At 50.6% G+C, this 19,908-nt stretch carries 18 protein-coding genes; 11 read left to right on the forward strand and 7 right to left on the reverse strand.

What is annotated here, in order from left to right:
* The first annotated feature begins 156 nt into the window (after positions 1-156).
* From AC0QH1_RS12475 to AC0QH1_RS12495, 5 genes are all read left to right on the forward strand, one after another.
* Entirely contained in the window at positions 157-981 is an 825-nt protein-coding gene (locus tag AC0QH1_RS12475; protein WP_324631460.1) for an SDR family NAD(P)-dependent oxidoreductase, read from the forward strand.
* A gap of 69 nt (positions 982-1,050) precedes the next feature.
* Positions 1,051-1,503: a GAF domain-containing protein gene (locus tag AC0QH1_RS12480; RefSeq protein ID WP_324631461.1), complete on the forward strand. Its 453-nt coding sequence runs from the start codon at positions 1,051-1,053 to the stop codon at positions 1,501-1,503.
* Positions 1,504-1,705: 202 nt separating this feature from the next.
* Entirely contained in the window at positions 1,706-2,752 is a 1,047-nt protein-coding gene (locus AC0QH1_RS12485; RefSeq protein ID WP_324631462.1) for a DNA cytosine methyltransferase, read from the forward strand.
* Between the two features lie 561 nt (positions 2,753-3,313).
* Complete coding sequence (locus AC0QH1_RS12490) at positions 3,314-4,642, forward strand: peptidylprolyl isomerase (RefSeq protein WP_324631463.1); 1,329 nt, start codon at positions 3,314-3,316, stop codon at positions 4,640-4,642.
* 441 nt (positions 4,643-5,083) lie between these two features.
* Entirely contained in the window at positions 5,084-5,524 is a 441-nt protein-coding gene (locus AC0QH1_RS12495) for a hypothetical protein (RefSeq protein ID WP_324631464.1), read from the forward strand.
* Between the two features lie 41 nt (positions 5,525-5,565).
* Here AC0QH1_RS12495 and ylqF read toward each other — a convergent pair whose 3' ends face one another.
* Positions 5,566-6,450 (reverse strand): ribosome biogenesis GTPase YlqF, encoded by an 885-nt coding sequence (gene ylqF, locus AC0QH1_RS12500; protein ID WP_324631465.1) that lies wholly within the window; start codon positions 6,448-6,450, stop codon positions 5,566-5,568.
* 88 nt (positions 6,451-6,538) lie between these two features.
* A complete protein-coding gene (locus tag AC0QH1_RS12505; RefSeq protein WP_324631466.1) occupies positions 6,539-6,952 on the reverse strand; it encodes a universal stress protein in 414 nt (137 codons plus the stop codon).
* A 203-nt stretch (positions 6,953-7,155) separates the two neighbouring features.
* Between AC0QH1_RS12505 and AC0QH1_RS12510 the strand changes: the two genes are divergently transcribed.
* The 5 genes from AC0QH1_RS12510 to AC0QH1_RS12530 all read left to right on the forward strand — a co-directional run bounded on the left by AC0QH1_RS12510 (position 7,156) and on the right by AC0QH1_RS12530 (position 12,022).
* Positions 7,156-8,361 carry a phosphoglycerate kinase gene (locus AC0QH1_RS12510; RefSeq protein ID WP_324631467.1) on the forward strand — a complete coding sequence of 402 codons (1,206 nt, stop codon included), beginning with the start codon at positions 7,156-7,158 and terminating at the stop codon, positions 8,359-8,361.
* A gap of 395 nt (positions 8,362-8,756) precedes the next feature.
* Positions 8,757-9,113: a CZB domain-containing protein gene (locus AC0QH1_RS12515; protein ID WP_324631468.1), complete on the forward strand. Its 357-nt coding sequence runs from the start codon at positions 8,757-8,759 to the stop codon at positions 9,111-9,113.
* Between the two features lie 395 nt (positions 9,114-9,508).
* Positions 9,509-9,685 carry a hypothetical protein gene (locus tag AC0QH1_RS12520; protein ID WP_324631469.1) on the forward strand — a complete coding sequence of 59 codons (177 nt, stop codon included), beginning with the start codon at positions 9,509-9,511 and terminating at the stop codon, positions 9,683-9,685.
* A gap of 6 nt (positions 9,686-9,691) precedes the next feature.
* A complete protein-coding gene (locus tag AC0QH1_RS12525) occupies positions 9,692-9,838 on the forward strand; it encodes a hypothetical protein (RefSeq protein ID WP_324631470.1) in 147 nt (48 codons plus the stop codon).
* 222 nt (positions 9,839-10,060) lie between these two features.
* Positions 10,061-12,022: an ABC transporter ATP-binding protein gene (locus AC0QH1_RS12530; RefSeq protein ID WP_324631471.1), complete on the forward strand. Its 1,962-nt coding sequence runs from the start codon at positions 10,061-10,063 to the stop codon at positions 12,020-12,022.
* A gap of 68 nt (positions 12,023-12,090) precedes the next feature.
* Here the strand turns inward: AC0QH1_RS12530 and AC0QH1_RS12535 are convergent, their stop codons facing one another.
* Positions 12,091-12,840, reverse strand: a complete 750-nt coding sequence (locus AC0QH1_RS12535; RefSeq protein ID WP_324631472.1) for a WecB/TagA/CpsF family glycosyltransferase — start codon at positions 12,838-12,840, stop codon at positions 12,091-12,093.
* A 463-nt stretch (positions 12,841-13,303) separates the two neighbouring features.
* Positions 13,304-13,435, reverse strand: a complete 132-nt coding sequence (locus AC0QH1_RS12540; protein WP_324631473.1) for a hypothetical protein — start codon at positions 13,433-13,435, stop codon at positions 13,304-13,306.
* Between the two features lie 433 nt (positions 13,436-13,868).
* On the opposite strand from AC0QH1_RS12540, the gene AC0QH1_RS12545 reads away from it, so the two are divergent.
* A complete protein-coding gene (locus AC0QH1_RS12545) occupies positions 13,869-17,210 on the forward strand; it encodes a phosphorylase b kinase regulatory subunit alpha/beta (RefSeq protein WP_324631474.1) in 3,342 nt (1,113 codons plus the stop codon).
* A gap of 53 nt (positions 17,211-17,263) precedes the next feature.
* Here AC0QH1_RS12545 and AC0QH1_RS12550 read toward each other — a convergent pair whose 3' ends face one another.
* The 3 genes from AC0QH1_RS12550 to AC0QH1_RS12560 are packed head-to-tail and all read right to left on the reverse strand — an operon-like array spanning position 17,264 to position 19,659.
* Complete coding sequence (locus AC0QH1_RS12550; RefSeq protein ID WP_324631475.1) at positions 17,264-17,869, reverse strand: 2'-5' RNA ligase family protein; 606 nt, start codon at positions 17,867-17,869, stop codon at positions 17,264-17,266.
* 1 nt (position 17,870) lies between these two features.
* Complete coding sequence (locus AC0QH1_RS12555; RefSeq protein WP_324631476.1) at positions 17,871-18,929, reverse strand: hypothetical protein; 1,059 nt, start codon at positions 18,927-18,929, stop codon at positions 17,871-17,873.
* A 31-nt stretch (positions 18,930-18,960) separates the two neighbouring features.
* Positions 18,961-19,659, reverse strand: coding sequence for a histidine phosphatase family protein (locus AC0QH1_RS12560; protein ID WP_324631477.1), 699 nt, complete (start codon positions 19,657-19,659; stop codon positions 18,961-18,963).
* Positions 19,660-19,908 lie beyond the last annotated feature (249 nt).

The raw sequence follows: 19,908 nt of genomic DNA on the forward strand, positions 1-19,908 counted from the left end.
GATTCGGACAAGTTTAATTTCACTGCACTTGTCTCATCTGTGCAACAAGACGTCCCGATCTTGCGGGCGGCGTGCTGAGAATTTAGGGTGTGAGAAAACTATCGCCTCAGTACCGAATCGTTGTGGGATGAGAGCTGATTTATGGAGGTTTTGAGGATGATAATTCAAGGAAAAATTGCTCTGATTACTGGCGCTTCTCGTGGCATTGGGCGCGCGATCGCTTTGGAATTTGCGGAACAAGGTGTAAGTCGGTTGATTTTAGTGGCCCGGGATCGCAAAAAATTGGCCGAAGTGGCAGGGGAAATCGAAGCACGGGGCGTGCAAGTGGCAACCCTGGCGCTGGATCTCACCAAGTCGGCGGATGTGAATATCGCGATCGCCCAAGCATGGCGGTCCTATGGTCCGATTGACTTGCTGATTAATTGCGCTGGGGTGGCACACCAAACCCCGTTTTTACAGTCGAGTTCCCCCAAAGTACAAGAAGAACTCTCCCTGAATATCATGGGAATGTACGAAATCACCCGCGCGATCGCCAAACGCATGGCAAGCCAAAAGTCGGGGGCGATCGTCAATGTATCGAGTTTGATGGGAAAAGTGGCTGCTCCCACAATGTCTACCTACTCGGCAACTAAGTTCGCGATTTTAGGCTTCACCCAAGCGTTGCGCGGGGAATTGGCAGCACATAACATTAAAGTGATGGCGTTGCTACCCACCCTGACGGATACGGATATGGTGAGAAATCTCGACTTGTTTCGCTGGGTGGTACCGATGACGCCACAGGAGGTGGCAAAGGCGCTGGTGGCAGGTTTGGAGAAAGACTCGCCGGAAATTTTGGTGGGGTGGCAAAGTCATTTGGCAGTGTGGTGCAATCGCATCGCCCCCGGATTGCTGAATAAAATCCTGTTGATGGCAGCACCTTTGTCAAAACGGAGGGCAAACCGCGATCGCCACTTGAGGGAAGCAACCGCAACCTCTCGCTAAAATGAATAGCCAAGAGGAGTCTGTTGAGGCTCCTCTTCGCAGTGGTGTGTTACCCGAAAGGAGGAGACAATGGAGACTCAGCAGCACCCAATATTGCAGCAAATCGCCGATCGCGCGATGGAATTGGTACATGCGGAAACTGTGGTGGTGGCGATCGCCGAATCTGACGGCGAAATCGTCCACTATGCCGCCGCCTTGGGCAAATATGCTGAGGCAATCCGGGGGAAACGCGGGGCGTCGGCAACTTCCGGGTTGTGCGGTACGGCGTTTGCCGGCAACAATCCGGTATTAGTCTGTCAGACACAGGGGGATCCGCGAGTGCGACAGGATTGGGCACAATCGTTGGGAATTACCACTGCTTTGGCAGTGCCTTTGTATGACGCGGGAGAACTGGTGGGGGCGCTGATGGCGCTCAATCGTCGCGATCGCCAGGCGTTTGACGCGGCGGCGGAGCAAGTTTGGGCAGATTACGCCCCGGAAGCGGCATCGCGGGTTCGGGATTATTTGGCAGCGATCGCCTAGGGCAATTACCAATGCGATTCGCCTTAAAATATCCCGATGTTCCGCCTGCATATCTACAGTTTTATCTGTGGTTTTCTCAAACTTGGCATCCGCCAAATTATAACTTAGCTAATTTGGCAAAATTGACTATTCCCTAATTCCCTGCTTAAATGAATGTAGCGAACTAACTCCCATTCCCAACTTGCGATTTAAAAGAGCACTCATGGCAACTGCTAGTTACACGCAACTCAATTTATTCGACCCTCCAGATCTCCCCTACACTCCTCCACCGGAGACAATCCCCCAGAACCCCACCACAACAGTTATCGAACTGTTTGCTGGGGCAGGCGGTTTAGCACTGGGATTGGAAAAAGCCGGATTAAAAGCAAAAACATTAATTGAAATTGACAAAGATGCCGTAGCCACCCTACAACACAACCGCTCGCACTGGAATGTCATTCATTCAGATATCTCTCGAGTGTCATTTGCAGGCATGAGTGCAGATGTGGTAACAGGTGGATTTCCCTGCCAAGCGTTTAGCTATGCTGGCAAAGGGTTAGGTCTCGAAGATACCCGGGGCACTCTTTTTTATGAGTTTGCTCGTTGCGTTCGACAAGTGCAACCCAAACTTTTTCTGGCTGAAAATGTCCGAGGTTTAATTAGCCATCAAAACGGCAAAACTTTAGAAGCCATTCTCTCGGTTTTAGCATCTCTCGGATACCAGGTTCAGTATCGCTTACTCAATGCCGTAAACTACGATGTCCCCCAAAAGCGAGAAAGAGTCATCATTATTGGAACTCGCCATAACATTCGCTTTCAATATCCCGAACCTTCCCCAAAAATTCTGACCCTCACAGATGCTTTGAAAGATGTTCCTCCTTCTGACGGGGTGAAATACAGCCCGAAAAAAGCGGCTGTCTTAGCGTTGGTTCCGCCTGGAGGGTGCTGGCGAGATTTGCCGGAAGAAATCCAAAAAAGCTATATGATGAAAAACTACTATTTAAGTGGGGGTAAAACGGGCATAGCTCGCCGAATTTCTTGGGATGAGCCAAGTTTGACCCTGACAACTTCCCCTTCCCAAAAACAAACCGAACGCTGTCATCCGGAAGAAACCCGACCTTTCACCGTTAGGGAGTATGCCAGAATTCAATCTTTTCCCGATGATTGGGAGTTTATCGGTGGCATAAATTCCCAGTACAAACAAATTGGCAATGCGGTTCCGGTGAATTTTGCCTATCACCTCGGTCGAGGAATTTTACATGCTTTATAGACGGAAACGATTACAGAATAATAAGCGATGAAAATCGCGCCGATACCCGGCAATCCTGCGCTGACGCCGAGTAATAATGCTTTTTACAGGTATTCCTTAAACCTCGATATTATATCTGGTAAAACATCAAAAGCCGATACAACTTTCAAGCAAATATGCTTTGCTGCCTTGCTGTGTTTCTCCCGAGTTTATTGTTTGTTTACTGGAGAATAATCGGGCGTTAAATTGCCAGTTGGGACAAGCGATCGCCCCCCGATGGTCATGCCGGATCCACCTGGGGATCGGAATGAAGGGGCGACAAGAGTTACTAATTGGCAATTTATTATGTTAAAGCTCGAATCCTGCCCACAGATAAAGGCGGAAATTTTATCCCCAGAGGGAGAATTTGGCTAGAAATTGGGCGATCGCGCCTCAAAACCGTCCCATCGCTTCACCTCACAACCCAGAGTGCCCTTTTCCACCTTCCCGTGAATCTTGCACGAGTGGGCGAAAAATTTCGGCAAAACATGCCCCAAATCCCGCATAATAAAAGCAAACCAGTACATTGCAAGTCACGGAAAAATGGAACCCTTCCCTCTGATAGGTAGTAACGCAACGGTGGTGATGGTGATGAATGGAACTCCCATTACCATCAACGTCAATGGCACGGATGCACCGATTACTGCGGGAAACTTTGTGGATTTGGTGGAACGCGGCGTTTATGATGGCGTGTCCTTTCACCGGATCGTGCGCGAACCGGAACCGTTTGTGGTGCAAGGGGGCGATCCGCAAAGCAAAGATCCGAATGTGCCGCAAAACCAATTGGGAACCGGCGGTTTTATCGACCCCGCTACCAACCAACCCCGCAACATTCCCTTAGAAATCAAACCGCAAGGTTTCGCGGCACCCGTTTACGGGGAAACCTTCCAGGATGCAGGCATCGCACTTGCCCCAGAGTTACCGCACAGGCGCGGCGCGGTGGCGATGGCGCGCAGTTTGTCACCCAATTCGGCATCTTCGCAGTTTTATTTTGCGCTGGATGATTTGCCGCAGTTAGATGGCAGTTATGCGGTGTTCGGATACATCACTTCGGGGTTGGAGGCGATCGATACCATCGAACGAGGCGATCGCATTGCTGCTGCAGAAGTCACCGACGGCGCACTCTCCACTCGAACCTCGGGTATCATTGGCAATCTAAACGCCCTCAATGACTTTCTCAATTTTATCAACTATTCCACGCTTCCCCTGGGATTTACTGACTTTTCACCAGGGGATGATGCGATCGCCCTCACCCCAGAAATGACGCAACAAACCCCCAGTGGCGTGCGGGCATTTTCTGGCAACGATCGCATTACCGGTTCTCCTGCCAATGATATCGCAAACGGCAACCAAGGTAACGATACCCTCTCCGGCGAAGCAGGTCTCGATTTTCTCCGAGGGGGCAGAGATAACGATGTTATTTTCGGTGGCAGCGATGGCGATATTCTCAATGGAAATCGCGGCAACGATAACCTAGATGGCGGCGATGGCGATGATTTTGTACGCGGCGGACAAGAAAACGATACCTTAACCGGCGGTAACGGCAACGATTATTTAGTGGGAGATTTTGGTTTCGACTCCCTTACCGGAAATGCCGGGGCGGATACGTTTTTACTCCGCGTGGATACTGCTGTGGGTCAAGGATTAAATGGCGATCGCATTGTGGATTTGACTGTCGCGCAAGGCGATCGCATCGGCATTGTCGGTGCCGTCAATCTCCCGGATTTGCAATTCAATCCCTCCGGCAACGATACCCTGATTCAACTGCCTAATGGCAACACCCTCGGCATCGTGCAAAATATGGATTCCCTCACGGTTCAAAATGCAGTGTTTATCGCGCCGAATGCGGATTTAGCAATGGCGATCGGATAACGAGCTACTCCAAACAGGGGATAAAGTTCCAACCTATTTATTCTGTTAGGGAGCAGAGTCTGGGAAGGAGCAATCCCCCCTCCGGATTGCCACCGCTTTTACACACTGTGTGACGACTGCCCGTTGGGGTAATTGAAATCGAGCCTCAGCCTCCACAACCTAGGCGAATTATTATTTGTATAAAAACGACAATATATAAAAATGCCGTCGAGAAGGAGGTTGGGGTGGGTCTCTCCCGCTATGGGGGCTATTTTACTTTTTTCAGCAATTAATCTCCCCCTCGCCGTTTTGTGCCTTGTTCCCCAGTTGCCTGACTCTTCTTGACCAAAAAGCCTTGCCAGACGGGCAGCAATCGAGTAGAATCGAACGGTATAGCCTCTTTTGCCTGAGAGCGTTGCAGGCTTTATAAAATGTAACAATCTAAGAAAGCGCGATTTCCCCATGAAACGAATCTTATTTTTATGTTTGGTCATTTTTACCTTGTATGGATGTGGAGCCATTCTCCATTCCCCTAATGAGAAACCCCCTAAAGCGGCGGTAGAACAACAATCGCCTACACAAACCACCCAAGCGAGTCTCGCCGGGGTCAGCCCCCCCCAGGTGTCGGAAGACCCCCCCACTCATTTAGCGTATCTCTCGGGAAAGTCCACCAGTAAAAAAATTAAAGAACGACTGATTTTGCTGGCTATTAAATATAAAGTCAAAGAACCGAAAATCGAGAAGATTCTAGAAGAATATCTCGCCACTCACCGTCCTTTAAAAACGAATTCCAATTACGAAGAAACTTTGGTTTCCTTGAGTAATAAATACAGCGTTTCTCTGGAAAAAGTGGCCGGTGTGGTGATGGATTACAAAGATTGGCTGGCTTGTGGGGGGGCTTAATCCAGAGAAAACCGCTGCTGAATCGAGTTGCTTTTAAAAAATTACCCTTCTGGAAAGTCTCCAAACGATGGGGGTAATTCTAGGGGAATTTGTCCTAACAATCCTTTGCGAAAATCGGTTAGCAATTGGCGGGCGGTGCGTTCCACATCTCCTTGAAAGCGAGATTCAGCCAAAGCGTGCAGATAATCTTCGGCGCTCATCGTCGTCGGATCCAGTTCGTAGCGAGAGCGTAACGGTTGCGAAGGCACCCATCCTTCCCCCACCACCTCGATTTCGCCGAGGATTTCCACCATTCCCGCCGCCACGCGCTGATTGTCGTAAGCCGCTTCGCCAATATCGTCACAGATTGCCAATTTGAGGGCGGCATATTGGTCTTTTAACTTACCCGGAATCACGCCAGGGGAATCGAGGAGTTCGAGGGATTTAGAGATGCGAACCCAGCGGAGTTGACGAGTGACGCCGGGGCGGCGGGCGCTTTCCACCACGCGACGCCCCAGCAAGCGATTGATCAGAGCGGATTTGCCCACATTGGGGAAACCGATAACCACAGCGCGGACCGGGCGAGGGCGCATGCCGCGATCGCGACGCCGTTGATTGACCTCAACCCCCGCCGACTGAGCGGCTTTTGCCACCTCCTTCACCCCAGTGCCATCTTGGGCATTGGTGAAAAAAGGGACTTCACCGCGATCGCGCAACCAAGCATCCCAGCGATCGGCCAAAGCGGGAAAAATGGAATCCAAGCGATTGATAACCAGCACGCGCGGTTTGCTGCCCACCCACTGCGGAACCTGGGGGTGATGAGTTGCCCGGGGAATGCGCGCATCGCGCACTTCCAGAACCACATCAACCAGCTTAAGCTGTTCCTTCAATTGCCGTTGCGCTTTAGAAATATGGCCGGGATACCACTGGATAGGGGGAGTCGTCATGGAAAATCAAGGGGGGGTAGAGTAGCGGTAGGGTGGGCAAGTCATTGGCCACCCTACCCGTGAAGGTGATGGGTAAGTTCCGAGAAAACTAGGGGACGATTAACACCGGACAAGGAGCCAGGTTAATCACCCGGTTGGTGACGCTATCGGCGAGACCTTCCTCAGTCAAACCGATCCCACGACAGCCCATAATCACCAAATCGGCGTCCATTTCATCCGCCACATCGCAGATAACAAACGCCGGTTTGCCCTCGCGTTCGATGGTGTCCGCCTCAATGCCCTGTTGAGAGAACATGGCGCGAGCATTTTTGAGCAATTCCGCGATCGCCTCCGGACTCATCACGCGATCGGGCGGCGGCGGTTCTTCTCCTTCCACCGCCACTTCCCGAACCGACAGCAAGACCAAGCGCGCGTTAAAATTTTTCACCATCTTGACCACCGTATCCGCCGCTTCGCGGGATTCGCGGGTGCCATCGAGAGGAAATAAAACAGTTTTAAACATAACAGCCGTGTTTCAGACACACTCAACGATAAAATGTTTACGTCTAACTTTCCGGATGGATGCAGGTCCATCGGATGCAGACGCGCTCTAGAAGCGCGAGTTGACTTTGGAACACTGCGTCAAGCGCAGAAATTAAATCCAACGGTGACACGCCGATTTTCTAGAAATTAGACCAAAAAACGCCAACAATAGGAGGTATCTTCGTGCCCAAGAAAACTGTAGCAAATTTGTCAGCCTCAGAGGTATCCGGCAAGCGGGTACTCGTCCGCGCTGACTTTAACGTACCCTTAGATGACGCGGGCAACATCACCGATGATACCCGGATCCGCGCCGCCTTGCCGACCATTCAGGACCTAAAAGACAAGGGGGCGAAAGTCATCCTGTCGAGTCACATGGGACGTCCCAAAGGAGAAGTGAAAGACAAGCTGCGCCTGACCCCAGTTGCCAAGCGCCTCGGCGAACTCCTCGGACAAGAAGTGGTCAAATGCGATGACTGCATTGGCGAAGAAGTCCAGAAAACCATCGGAACTCTGGAAAACGGCCAAGTGGCGTTGTTAGAAAACGTCCGCTTCTACGCCGAGGAAGAGAAAAACGACCCGGAATTTGCTAAAAAGCTGGCATCCTTGGCGGATATGTACGTGAATGATGCTTTCGGGACTGCCCACCGCGCCCATGCCTCCACTGAGGGCGTCACCCACCACCTGAGTCCTTCCGTGGGGGGCTATTTGATGGAGAAAGAACTGCAATATCTCAAAGGGGCGATTGAAAATCCCCAGCGTCCTCTGGCGGCGATTATCGGCGGTTCCAAGGTGTCGAGCAAAATCGGCGTCATCGAAACCCTGCTGGAGAAATGCGACAAACTGCTGTTAGGTGGGGGGATGATTTTTACCTTCCTGAAAGCGCAAGGGTTGAGCGTGGGTAAGTCTTTGGTGGAAGAGGACAAGCTGGAGTTGGCGCGGTCCTTGGAGAAGAAGGCAAAAGAACGCGGTGTCAGTTTGTTGCTGCCTCAAGATGTGGTGGTGGCGGATAAGTTTGATGCCAATGCGGAGTCCAAAACCGTGTCGGTGAATAGCATTGCCGATGATTGGATGGGGTTGGATATCGGTCCGGATTCGGTGAAGATGTTCCAAGAGGCTTTAGCAGATTGCAAGGCTGTGATTTGGAATGGGCCGATGGGCGTGTTTGAATTCGAGAAATTCGCCAAAGGCACTGAGGCGATCGCCCATACCCTCGCCGAACTCACCCCCAAAGGCACCACCACTATCATCGGCGGCGGCGACTCCGTGGCGGCGGTGGAAAAAGTGGGCTTGGGTGACAAAATGAGCCACATTTCTACCGGGGGCGGTGCCAGTCTCGAATTGCTCGAAGGCAAGGAACTGCCCGGTGTGGTGGCTTTGGATGATGCTTAATTAAATTCCTCGCCTCTGCGCCACTCCCCCCAGTTGATGGGGGGTCAGGAGGCATCGGGAGACAGCTCGATTCTGATTCCCGGTGCCCTCTGAGAGAAAATCTCCCATTCTTCACAGCTCTACCTGCACAGGGATGCAGAGCATCGAACCCTTTCGGTAGGGTATGAAATAACTTAAGCCGTTGGAAAGGGTTCGACTGATTCTTTGACTGAATCCACTCCTAAGCGATGCTGTCCAATAAATAACTACAGAGGGTGAACCAGTATTTATCCTCTGTTTTTCATGGGTAAAATCGGTTGGATGAGGGAAAACTCTGGTTTAGCCATTTGGCAGGTTTTGGTAATAAAAGATACAATTTTTTGAGATGATTTGAGCTGTTTAACCGTGCTGAGCCAATGTTTGATTTTTCTCTCGCCAAAGCGCAACATCAAATCTGGAATTTGAAGCTGCGGCTGTTTTTGAAAGGGCAACAGACCCTCACCGAAGCAGAGGTGATGTGTCACCACGATTGCAAGTTGGGTCGCTGGATTGATTCCCAAGGATTGGCGAAATATGGGGCGATCGCAGAAATGAAAGAATTGGTCCGCATCCATGCCGAACTTCACGATACCGTGAGACAAGTGGTGCTGCTGAAGCGGTCAGGCAACATTGCTGCCGCAACCGAAGCATTTCTCAAGGTGGACCCCCTGCATCAGCAAATTATCAATTTACTCAATGCGATCGAGCATCAAGTGGAACCCTCTTCGGGGTAATGAAGGAGCCAGTCTATTCCGATCCCTCCCCGGGGCGATCGGCATCCGCTACGGGTTCGCTCCGCCCACCGCAGTGTCTCACTAGTTTATACTTTTAAGTGGGTTGCGTGACCCCCGCCACTCAATTCCGGGCGCTTTCTCACAATAAAGACCGGGGCACCAACCCCATTAGAAAATATCACTTTACTGTGAGAAAGTGCTTCGGCTGAAGCCTGAGAACGAGTTAACCAGTGACGAATTGACGAAAACGGGCGATTGAAATTGCAGGCTTTTTGTTGGCGTAATATCGCTCAGCCGGAATAAATATACCCGTGCTGAAATTCCTCGACTGAAAAATATAGTGAGGCGATTGACTCACAAAAAGATAATAATCGAATTAAATTAGAAGCACTCTTATGGTTTTGAAAAAAATAATCGTTTCTACCGCTTGTACCGTAGCGATCGCCGCTGGTGGAGTAATGCCGATCGCCAAAGCACAGCACATGGGGAACCCTAGAGATTGCCCCACCATTGCCCAGAGTAGCGCGATACCCAGCAATGCCAACGCAATAGAGGCCACCCATCGCATCTAGCGCCCGGTGCGCGACCAGGGGATCCAAGAACTAGAAAATAGCTTACCCGACAACATCAATCCCGATCGCATTCGCGTCAGCAATTCGTGCGATCGCCGAATGCCCGCAGATATCCCGGGGTCTCGCACCGCCACCATCCTAGAACCACTCTAGGGTTGAGCGCCCCGTTCGGTTCGCGGGGGTGCGCGGGAAATGCCGCCAAACTCCCCAAACAAACAAACCATTGGCCAGCCAAAAATCTGCTACACTTCTGTAAAGAGAAAAAAGGCGATCGCCTCGGGTGCAGATACAGTTTTCCCCAAAAACCACAGCAGATTTTACCAAAATCAACCGAAGACCCTGTTAAAATCACCTTAACCGTCGTGCAAACCTTCCATGACTGACACCGTTCTAGACGTTCGCAACCTGAAAGTCCAATTCAAAACCGACGAAAAGCTGATTCGCGCCGTGGAGGACATCTCCTTTAAGGTGCCACGCGGCCAAACCCTGGGCATCGTCGGCGAATCCGGGTCTGGCAAATCCGTCACCTCCCTGGCGGTGATGGGACTAGTCCCCACCCCCGGGTTTGTTGCGGGAGGGGAAATCTGGTTTCGGGACGCCCCCGCCACAGAACCAGTCAATCTCTTGAAACTCCCGCCGCAAGCGAAGCAGCACTATCGCGGCGGACGGGTATCGATGATTTTCCAGGAACCGATGAGTTCCCTCAACCCAGTTTATAATATCGGCTTTCAGCTCACCGAAGCGATTTTACTGCACCAAAACGTCTCGGAAAAGCAAGCACGACGACAGGCGGTGGCGAGTTTGCAAGAGGTGAAACTCCTCCCGAGTGACGAAGAATTGCGCGAAACGGTGGATCTGCCCCCTAGCGCCACAGAACGGGAAATCATGGCGCAGATCAATCAGCAAAAACTGGCCATCCTGAAGCGCTATCCCCACGAATTGTCTGGGGGTCAGATTCAGCGGGTGATGATTGCGATGGCGATTTCTTGCAACCCCACCCTATTGATTGCGGACGAACCCACCACGGCCCTGGATGTGACGGTGCAGGCGACGATTTTGCAGTTGTTGCGCGAGTTGCGCGATCGCCGGGGCATGTCGATGATGTTCATCACCCACGACTTGGGCGTCATCGCCGAAATCGCCGATACGGTGGTGGTCATGTACCAAGGTCAAATCGTGGAAACCGGTTCGGTGTGGCAAATCTTTTCCAATCCGCAGCATCCCTACACCAAAGGATTGTTGGCCTGTCGCCCGCAACCGGAACGCCGCTTGGTCTATCTTCCCACGGTGTCTGATTTTATGGAAGTGGTGCCCACCGCTGAGGGGAAACCGGAAATTCGCGCCAAATCTCCCGGCGCGGCGGAAGTGTCGGAGGATGCGAGAGCGGAAGACACCGAGGGCGAAACGCCGACCCCGGAACCATCGGCGGAGATGGTGGCGGAAGTCTCGCCGGAGCAAATCGAGCAACGGCTAACCCGCCTGCAGCAGCAGGAACCTTTGCTGGAGGTGCAAAATCTGGAAGTGGCGTTCCCCATACGCGGGGTGTTCGGTCAAACGAAACGCTATGTGATGGCGGTGAATGGGGTGTCGTTTGCGGTGTATCGGGGGGAAACCCTGGGTTTGGTGGGAGAGTCGGGATGCGGGAAAACGACTCTGGCGCGCACGTTACTGCGATTGGTGGAACCGAGTAACGGTCAGATTTGGTTTGATGGCCAAGATATTGCCCGGATGGATGAGGGGGACTTGCGCTCGATCCGCCGACAGATGCAAATTGTTTTCCAAAATCCGTTTAGTTCTCTCAATCCGCGCATGAATATCGGCGCGTTGGTGATGGAACCGCTGAACATTCACCAGGTGGGGGGTTCGCGATCGCAACGTCGGGAACGAGCGGCTTATTTGTTGGAACGGGTGGGATTAAACGCTCAGTTGATGAATCGCTATCCCCACGAGTTTTCTGGCGGTCAGCGACAACGGGTCTGTATTGCCCGCGCTTTGGCCCTGAATCCGAAGTTTATTATTTGTGATGAGTCGGTGTCGGCGTTGGATGTGTCGGTGCAGGCGCAGGTGTTGAATTTGCTCAAGGAAGTGCAGGAGGAGTTTAGTCTCACTTATATTTTTATTTCTCACGATTTGAGCGTGGTGAAGTTTATGAGCGATCGCATTATGGTGATGAACCAAGGCAAAATCGAAGAACTGGATGCGGCGGAACGCATCTACCGCGACCCGCAAAAGGATTATACGCGATCGCTCATCGCTTCCATTCCCACCGGCAGTCTCGATCGCATCCGCGAACAACAAGCGGCGCGGGAGAATGAAGCATTGAGAATTAACAATTGAGAATTAATATTCTGCAATGCCTCGTTCCCCCCAGGCGGGAACGCCTCCCCCCCCGGTTGTTTTCCCCCTCAATTCCTAGCGGTTCCGCGCATGGCGGCGAGGGTCGCCACCCAGGCAAACTGCGGTAGCACCAGCATCCTGCGCCAGCGCCAGGGTTCTTGATAGAGTCGGTAGGCCCACTCCATCTGCATTTTTTGTAGCCACAATGGGGCGCGGGCTTTTTCTCCCGCCCAAATGTCAAAGCTTCCGCCCACGCCCACCCAAAGGGCATCGGGACACAGGTGCCGATGTTTGGCAATCCAGAATTCCTGGCGCGGAACCCCTAACCCGACGAAAATGATGCGCGGTTGCTGTTGCTGCAGGGTGCGCTGCAGTTCGGTTTCTTCTTCTGGGGAGATGTAACCATGCGCGACCCCGGCGATCGCCAACTGGGGAAATTGCTGTTGCCATTTTCGCGCGGCGGTTTGGGCGACGCCTGGTTTTCCGCCAAAGAAAAACACCGGATAGGATTGGTCAGTGCTTCCCACCCCCCGCAGCAATGATTCTGCCAGTTCGATACCCGGCGATCGGCGAATTTTGTGACCGTGCAGGAAAAAATAAAAAACGACCCCCGCCCCATCGGGAATCACTAAATCCGCTTGATGAATGATTTGGTTTAAGGCTTCGTTTTCCCGCGCCTGCATTGCCATTTCGGCATTGAGCGTCACCACATGGGTGCCTTGTTGCTGTCTGAGGCGCTGGTGCAACCACTGCAAATAATTCTCGAAGATATGAACCGGAAGTCCGAATAGGACCAGTTTTTCTGCTATTTGCGACATAACCCTCTCTTTGACCAGAAAATGCCCTCCCCTATTATCCAGAATCTTTGGCGTCGCGCAAGGAAGGGGGAGAATTTTTTTTGGTCTTTTGGATTTTGGTGGTTCTGGGATGGGAGGGATGGTGGGGGTGGGTGCCGATCGCCCATCCCGGAACCCCGGAAGCGAAGGTTCGTGCTATATTAAGTATATATCGGACGTGCAAAATCTGCCAGCACGGAGGTAAAGTATAAACCCATGCAGGCAGGGATTCATTTTTGCGAAGCAAATTGCGATCGCGCGACGTTAGGGCGATCGGTTGGGGAGAGGACCGGGCGAACTTCTGGGGTCGCGACTGAGATAGTTCGATGGGTCATTGTCCCGGTTGGGTGAGGAAACCGAGCGCCCGTCCCGAGTAGTCAGTAAGCTGGGGAAATGCGATCGCGTCAAAACAGTGCGAGGGCGTACTTGCGCCACTGGGCCGATGCTATGCGCTGCGCTTGACCGTGCCATCCGCATATAACTCCATCGGCACCAATTCGATTTTTCCGTTGACCTTCACCTTAGAATAGACAATTCTGACGAAGGGGGACTTGTTTTGATTGGCTTGGTAAGACATAATCGTCACCTCTTGAATTCGAACGGTGTTGTAGCAACACTCTCTAACCCGCCTGCGTTTCTTGACGGATTTAGTTCTTCAGCATATTTTAATACTAATACGATTTGTCGGAGTTTAATTAAAGATTTGGAAAAAATCCAGGGAATTTTTATAAAGTTTTGTCAAGGGATGACGGCAGCGATCGCGCTGTAGGCTCATAACCTTGGCTTGTGCTTACTCCCTAGCGCCAAAATGCGCGACTTTCGTCCGCGATCGCCCACCCACTGCCTTCCCCAAATGCCGCTTAAATTGTTATCATTTGATGACTAAGGCAATTCGGGAAGCCTGGGCTTTCCCACCCATTCCATGCTAACAAGCATCGCCGAAGCTTTTGCCCGCCTTTCTCGATTGCATCCCCCATTCTATTGAATCTCGTTAACCATTCAACACTCCTATGTCCTTAACAGCTTCCGAACGTCAACCTCGTTTAGACTTTTACTACCAGCAAATCCACGCGATTATCCTAGCGCGCCAAAATCCCATTACTGGATTACTACCCGCCAGTACCGCCATCAACGCCCACGGAGACTACACCGACGCCTGGGTACGAGACAACGTTTATAGCATTCTCGCCGTTTGGGGACTGGCGATCGCCTACCGCAAAATCGACGACGTGCAAGGGCGCACCTACGAACTAGAGCACAGTACCGTCAAGCTGATGCGCGGACTGCTTTACAGCATGATGCGTCAATCGGAAAAAGTCGAAAAATTCAAGCAAACCCAATCCCTCCTCGACAGCTTGCACGCCAAATTCGACACCCGAACCGGCGATACGGTAGTGGGCGATGAAGAGTGGGGTCATCTGCAGCTTGACGCCACCTCCCTGTACTTATTAATGTTGGCGCAGATGACCGTTTCCGGGTTAAAAATCATCTACACCATCGATGAAGTCAACTTCATCCAAAATTTGGTGTACTATATCGGACGGGCATACCGCACCCCAGACTATGGCATCTGGGAACGGGGGAATAAAATTAATAAAGGAAACCCGGAACTGAATGCCTCTTCTGTGGGAATGGCATTAGCGGCGTTAGAAGCAATTAACGGAGTGAATCTGTTTGGAATGCAGGGGTCTCAGTCCTCGGTGATTCACGTGATGGCGGACGAAATTGCCCGCGCCCGCACGACCCTGGAATCTTTATTGCCCCGGGAATCGAGTTCGAAAGAAGTGGATGCGGCGTTATTGAGCGTCTTGACCTTTCCGGCGTTTGCGGTAGAAGACAAACAGTTAGCCGAACGAACCCGTCGCAAAATCGTCGAAAAGTTACAAGGAAAATATGGGTGCAAGCGATTTTTGCGCGACGGACATCAAACGGTTTTGGAAGATACCGATCGCCTGCATTACGAACCCTGGGAACTGAAGCAGTTCGAACATATCGAATGTGAATGGCCTTTATTTTTCACGTATTTTCTGCTCGATGGTCTGTTTCGCGGCGATCGCCCTCAAATTCAGGAGTATAAAGAGCGTCTCGAATCCTTGGTGGTGGAATGGAATGGGTTTAAATTGCTGCCGGAGGTGTATTACGTACCGGAAGAGCGGATCGAAGCAGAACGGGAAAATCCGCTCTCTCAGCCCCGCCAGCCCAACGAAAATTTACCTTTAGTGTGGGCGCAGAGCTTGTATTTCCTCGGCTTGATGTTAGATGAAGGCTTGCTCGATCGCGGCGAACTCGACCCCCTCGGACGTCATCGCCATCCCATCGGAGGGCGCAAACCGGTGGTGCAAATCGCCCTGCTGGCGGAAGATGAAGCCTTGCAAACCGAACTGAGCGATCGCGGCATTGCCACCCAAACCCCAGCCGAAGTCGAACCTATCCAAGTGCGACAAGCGCGACAACTATCCAATGTTTACCAACAAATCGGGCGCAACGACAAACTCGGTCTCACCGGACGCCCGATTCGCCGCTTGCGAAGTTTAATTACCTCAAATATATTTCGCATTCGCGGCGAAACCATCGTGTTTCTGCCCTCTTTCCTCGACCAACAAGAATTTTACCTCACACTAGACTATCATTTCTTGGTCTCGCAAATTAAAAGCGAATTGGCCTACATTCATCGCCATTGGTGGCGCTATCCCCAAATTGGCGGTCACGGTGTGGGACGACCCACCATGACCCTGCTGCTGACCCATGCCATGTTAGAAACCGACGGGAGTGGCGGCGGATTTTTGCCCGCATTACTCGAACTGATGAACGAATTGCGCGATGGCAATTGTGAGGGAACCCCGGTTAAACTCGGACGGCTCAATCAACTGATGTTCACCGGTAGCATGGAACGGATCGATTTCCTCCATGATTTTGAGTTTAAAGAATCGGCGGTGAAAAATGCCGAACCGGTGTGTTATTTCTTAGCCTATCATCCGGAGAAAAATAAACCCTTAAGCAATTTGGAAGAATTTTGCTTAGAGTGCGAAACCGATTTGAAATTACTGCTCTCCAACCTGCGTCAGTCGGAAAACCTCTACGAACAAATCGAGTTGCTGCATACCCTCTGTCGGTTGGAAGGGTTGGACTTTGAAACGGGACTCGGCGGTCCGAATCGCCGGGTGACGGTGGCAGATTTGCTCAATGAAGTCTATTTTAAAGCCGGTACCGGCAAAGGTCTGGAAAGTTGTAGCACTTCGGCGGAAACCACCGCGATCGCCACTGAACCGACCTCGGATAATTCTAGCAAAAAAGAAATCCACTGGGCAGTAGTTCGTCGGGCGGCGGGGTTGCTCAATAAAGTGGATATCGGACTATCTGATGCAGTGACGGATATTCTGGTCCGTCAAAAGCAAATTACCGTGGGTAAGGCATATAGCGAGGCGGCGGTAATCCATCGCCCCATGTCTCATACCGAGATTATGGAAAAAATTCGCCAATTCTGCGGCGAGGATATCCGCGATCGCGTTTTGACTCAGGAAATTTTAATCTATGTCGGCTTGTTAATCAAGTCCGAACCCGAGTTATTTGATGGATTGCTCAGCTTGCGCGTCAGTTATTTGGCCCTGCTGCTGACTAGCGAGTTAGCCCAGGAATTGCATTTAACTCAGGATGAAGCTTACGAACGATTGATGGAGTTAAGTCCGTTTGAAGTAAAAAATCGCTTGCACAAAGTGATTGAAGGCTATGCGGGCATGAATCAACTGCTGCGCCAGCAAGAATCTATCCAGGTGACGAAATCGGAACAAGATATCGACTGGGTGGTGTCTGCTTCCCTCGCAGAACCTCAAGAGAAGGGGGAAAATTGGCATCGTCGCCGACAGTTGGATGGTGCAGCTTGTCGGGTTCCCAAGGAGTTCTATCCTCGCGTATGGGAAGTGATGCGCCATTGCAAGGGATTGGTGATTGGGGATAAGTTGGAACGGCGCAACCGCTTGGATAGCGAGTTGATTCTCTCGGAAATGACGCCGGGTGAGAAGAATTTCGCCCTGCGGGTGGAACATTTGCTCAATAAGATTCAAGCGCCGGAATATCGCCAGGTGAATATCGAAACCCTGATGGAGTTGGCGGCAATTTGCGATCGCAACCCGGATTTACAAATCGAGCAATATATCGTCCTCGATGTGCTAATCGGTCATGCGGTCCGCCTCGCCTGGTTGGATAGTCACCCGAACCGTCGCGATCGCTATGATGAAGATAAGGCTGTCGCTTGGCGATCGTTCTACGATTCTTCTCCTTATGTCTGCGCCACGTTTGTGGTTAAAGCTTTCCGCTATTTGATGAAGTTCGACAAGGCGATCGCTACGGTGTAATCCGCTTCGCGATCGACCCTCCGCAACCTTTCGCCCGCCCACGCGGGCTTTTTTTATTCCACTTTTGAAATTATATCATCGGGTTTGATATGATGAAAAGGAACTATTCGTTCTATCTTCACAGCTTCTGTTAAAGGCCAGTGGAGAGGATAGCGGACAAGCACCAAAGACTCAATGCAACTTGGCGGCAAAATAGGGACGTGAAACCCTAGGAATTTTTGAAAAACTGCTGGCGTGACACCCCATCCGAGGGTTATGTGCGGACGAAACCCAGCGTGTTTATGGGAATCAGGAACTTCATCGGCGATCGCGTATCCACTGACTCTATCTTCAAAATACTCCTGCAGCGATCGAAGTGTCTGATATCCCTGATTCTCAGGGACTACCTCAAGCCATGCGAGATCGGGTTGAAGGTAGATTGGCTGATTCAGCGATATCGTTGCTGGCAATTTGGCAACAGACGGATTTATTTCCCGGAAGGCTTTGGCTACCCTTTCTGGTGTGGCGAGAAATCTTCCTCTGATGGTGATATGAACCGGAAAGCAAAATGCCATGTAATTTTGGGTTATCCGCGCCAGGCGATATTGCTCGTGGCGCACCCATCGGCTACTTGTAAAATCTAAAAGCGCAAATATTGCATATCGATTGATTTCATCCATCTTAAAAAATTAGATATTCAAAAAATCTTTCACTCCAACTTCCCCGCCTTGCCAAGATAAATCGCAACAGCTCAGCAATTAACCCATCTGAGTTCGCTTTCAAAAATGCAAACTCAGGAAGTTTATATCTTTCCCTATAGGTGTTCGCATCATCTTGATTGGCTGGATCGACGTTGAGATTGTCTCGAAACTCTTGTTTGTTAAGATTGTAGAGGAAAACATCATAAGCTCCTGCAATCCGGTGGAAGTTCCATTCTCGATTTTGTTCGTAAACCCATGCTATCCTTTCTAAAGGAGTCATTTTTAACCGTTGCTTTAGCCAGTCAACTTTATCTTGACGCTCTTTACTTGCTTCTCCCAGGAGCATCAACAGTCCGCTGTACATGATTAGCCGACTGTGGCGAAGCTTGATATTCCGCAGCGGCCATTTTTCGACTTCTTTATCAAAACTCCACTGGTAATTGACAGCCAGGGAACGGAAATATCGGATTAAGTCATTGAGGAGAAAAGTCCATTCTTTTTTAGAGTCTACTTGCACGTATTGCTTTGCATACCTATCTACAATGATATTCAGGAGTTTACTGTAGTTTTCATTGCGATAAATTGGCTGAGTCTCTAACATCAAAAGAAGGCGCTTGCCAAACACATCATAGCTTTCATTCGCATCTCCTACCGAGTCGAGGAGTTGTTGTTGGTTCGTGGGTTTGGCAAAAACTCCCGTGGGTTTTGGCTTATTAATCTTGAGGCGTTCGAGAACACGCCAGACTGAATTGTAGGCTTTTTCCGCATCCGGCAAACTCAAGTCAGTTTCGTTTGACAATACGATAATTAAGTCCGCATCAGAAACCTCCCGAGAGGCTTCCATTCTTCCTAGGGATCCTGCTGCTGCGATGGTTTCAACCCTCGGATGTATTTCCGCTTGTGCGATTGCTTCTCTGATGTCAGCTATCAGACTTTTTGACGCCTCCCAATTGTACTCGATGGTCATATATCGTGAGATGTCCACGGAGGACAAGCACCACTGACGATCGTAGGGATATTCTTCAGGAATCGTACTCATAACTTTACCTTGTTTTACTGCTTTATCGAACTCAAATGACTGCGTGAAGAAATCCGGGAATTTTTATCGCCCTCCATCTCAATTTTATCACTTCTGCATTCGGAAAAGAAAAGGCTAAAACTTGACTAGCATACTCTTCCTGCTCTAAAATTCCCACCATAATTCGCATCGGTCCCATGTGTCCACTTATCAGAACTTTCGTTGCTTTGTTTTTTCCTATCCACTCTGCTAAATCTAACAAAAAACACAGAATTCTTCGGGAGACTTCAGCGTAACTTTCTCCCTTATCCGGTGCATAATTTAGGTCTCCGGCTTCATATTCCGGTATCCATTTGAACGGTTGACCTTCTAGAATTCCTAAACTTCTTTCATCAAGCCTTTTATCCTCGATCCATAATTTTTTCACCTGAACTTGACCGCTTTCAATTGCTAGCTCGATAGTTTTTTGGCTACGTTCTAAGTTAGAGGAAATTGCAATATCGTATTCTGCATCCAATTTTTTGCCTAACTCGATTGCCTGTTTTTCTCCGTTAGCAGTCAGCTTCACATCCTGAGACCCCGTTATCAGATTCTTAGCATTGGTTTCGGTTTCTGCATGACGGATTAAGTGTAACTCTACTTCATCGGGCAAGATGAACGGGGTTTGAAGGCGATCGCGGATTTCTTTCCAGCTCGAAATATTACTATTCCAAGGAGTCGATAAGAGAGGAGTTTTTGGTTGTGTTAGCATCAATTCGGATCGGAATGTCATTTACAATAACTGGTTAACAGTTGTCTTATCCGATTGTCCGGGTTTTCGTGCATTTTGTCAACAGGAGCTTCCCATAATTTTTATCGCCAGCACTACGTCAAGCCTACCCCCGTTTTACCGACTATGGATGAGACTCCCCTGGGATCTAGCTGTAAGGTTGCACCGCCTTTCCCCCATATCCTGTTATCTCCCGTTTTTGGATCCCCTGGTAGACCTGAAAATAGAGAG

The organism is Phormidium sp. CCY1219 (assembly GCF_055795085.1).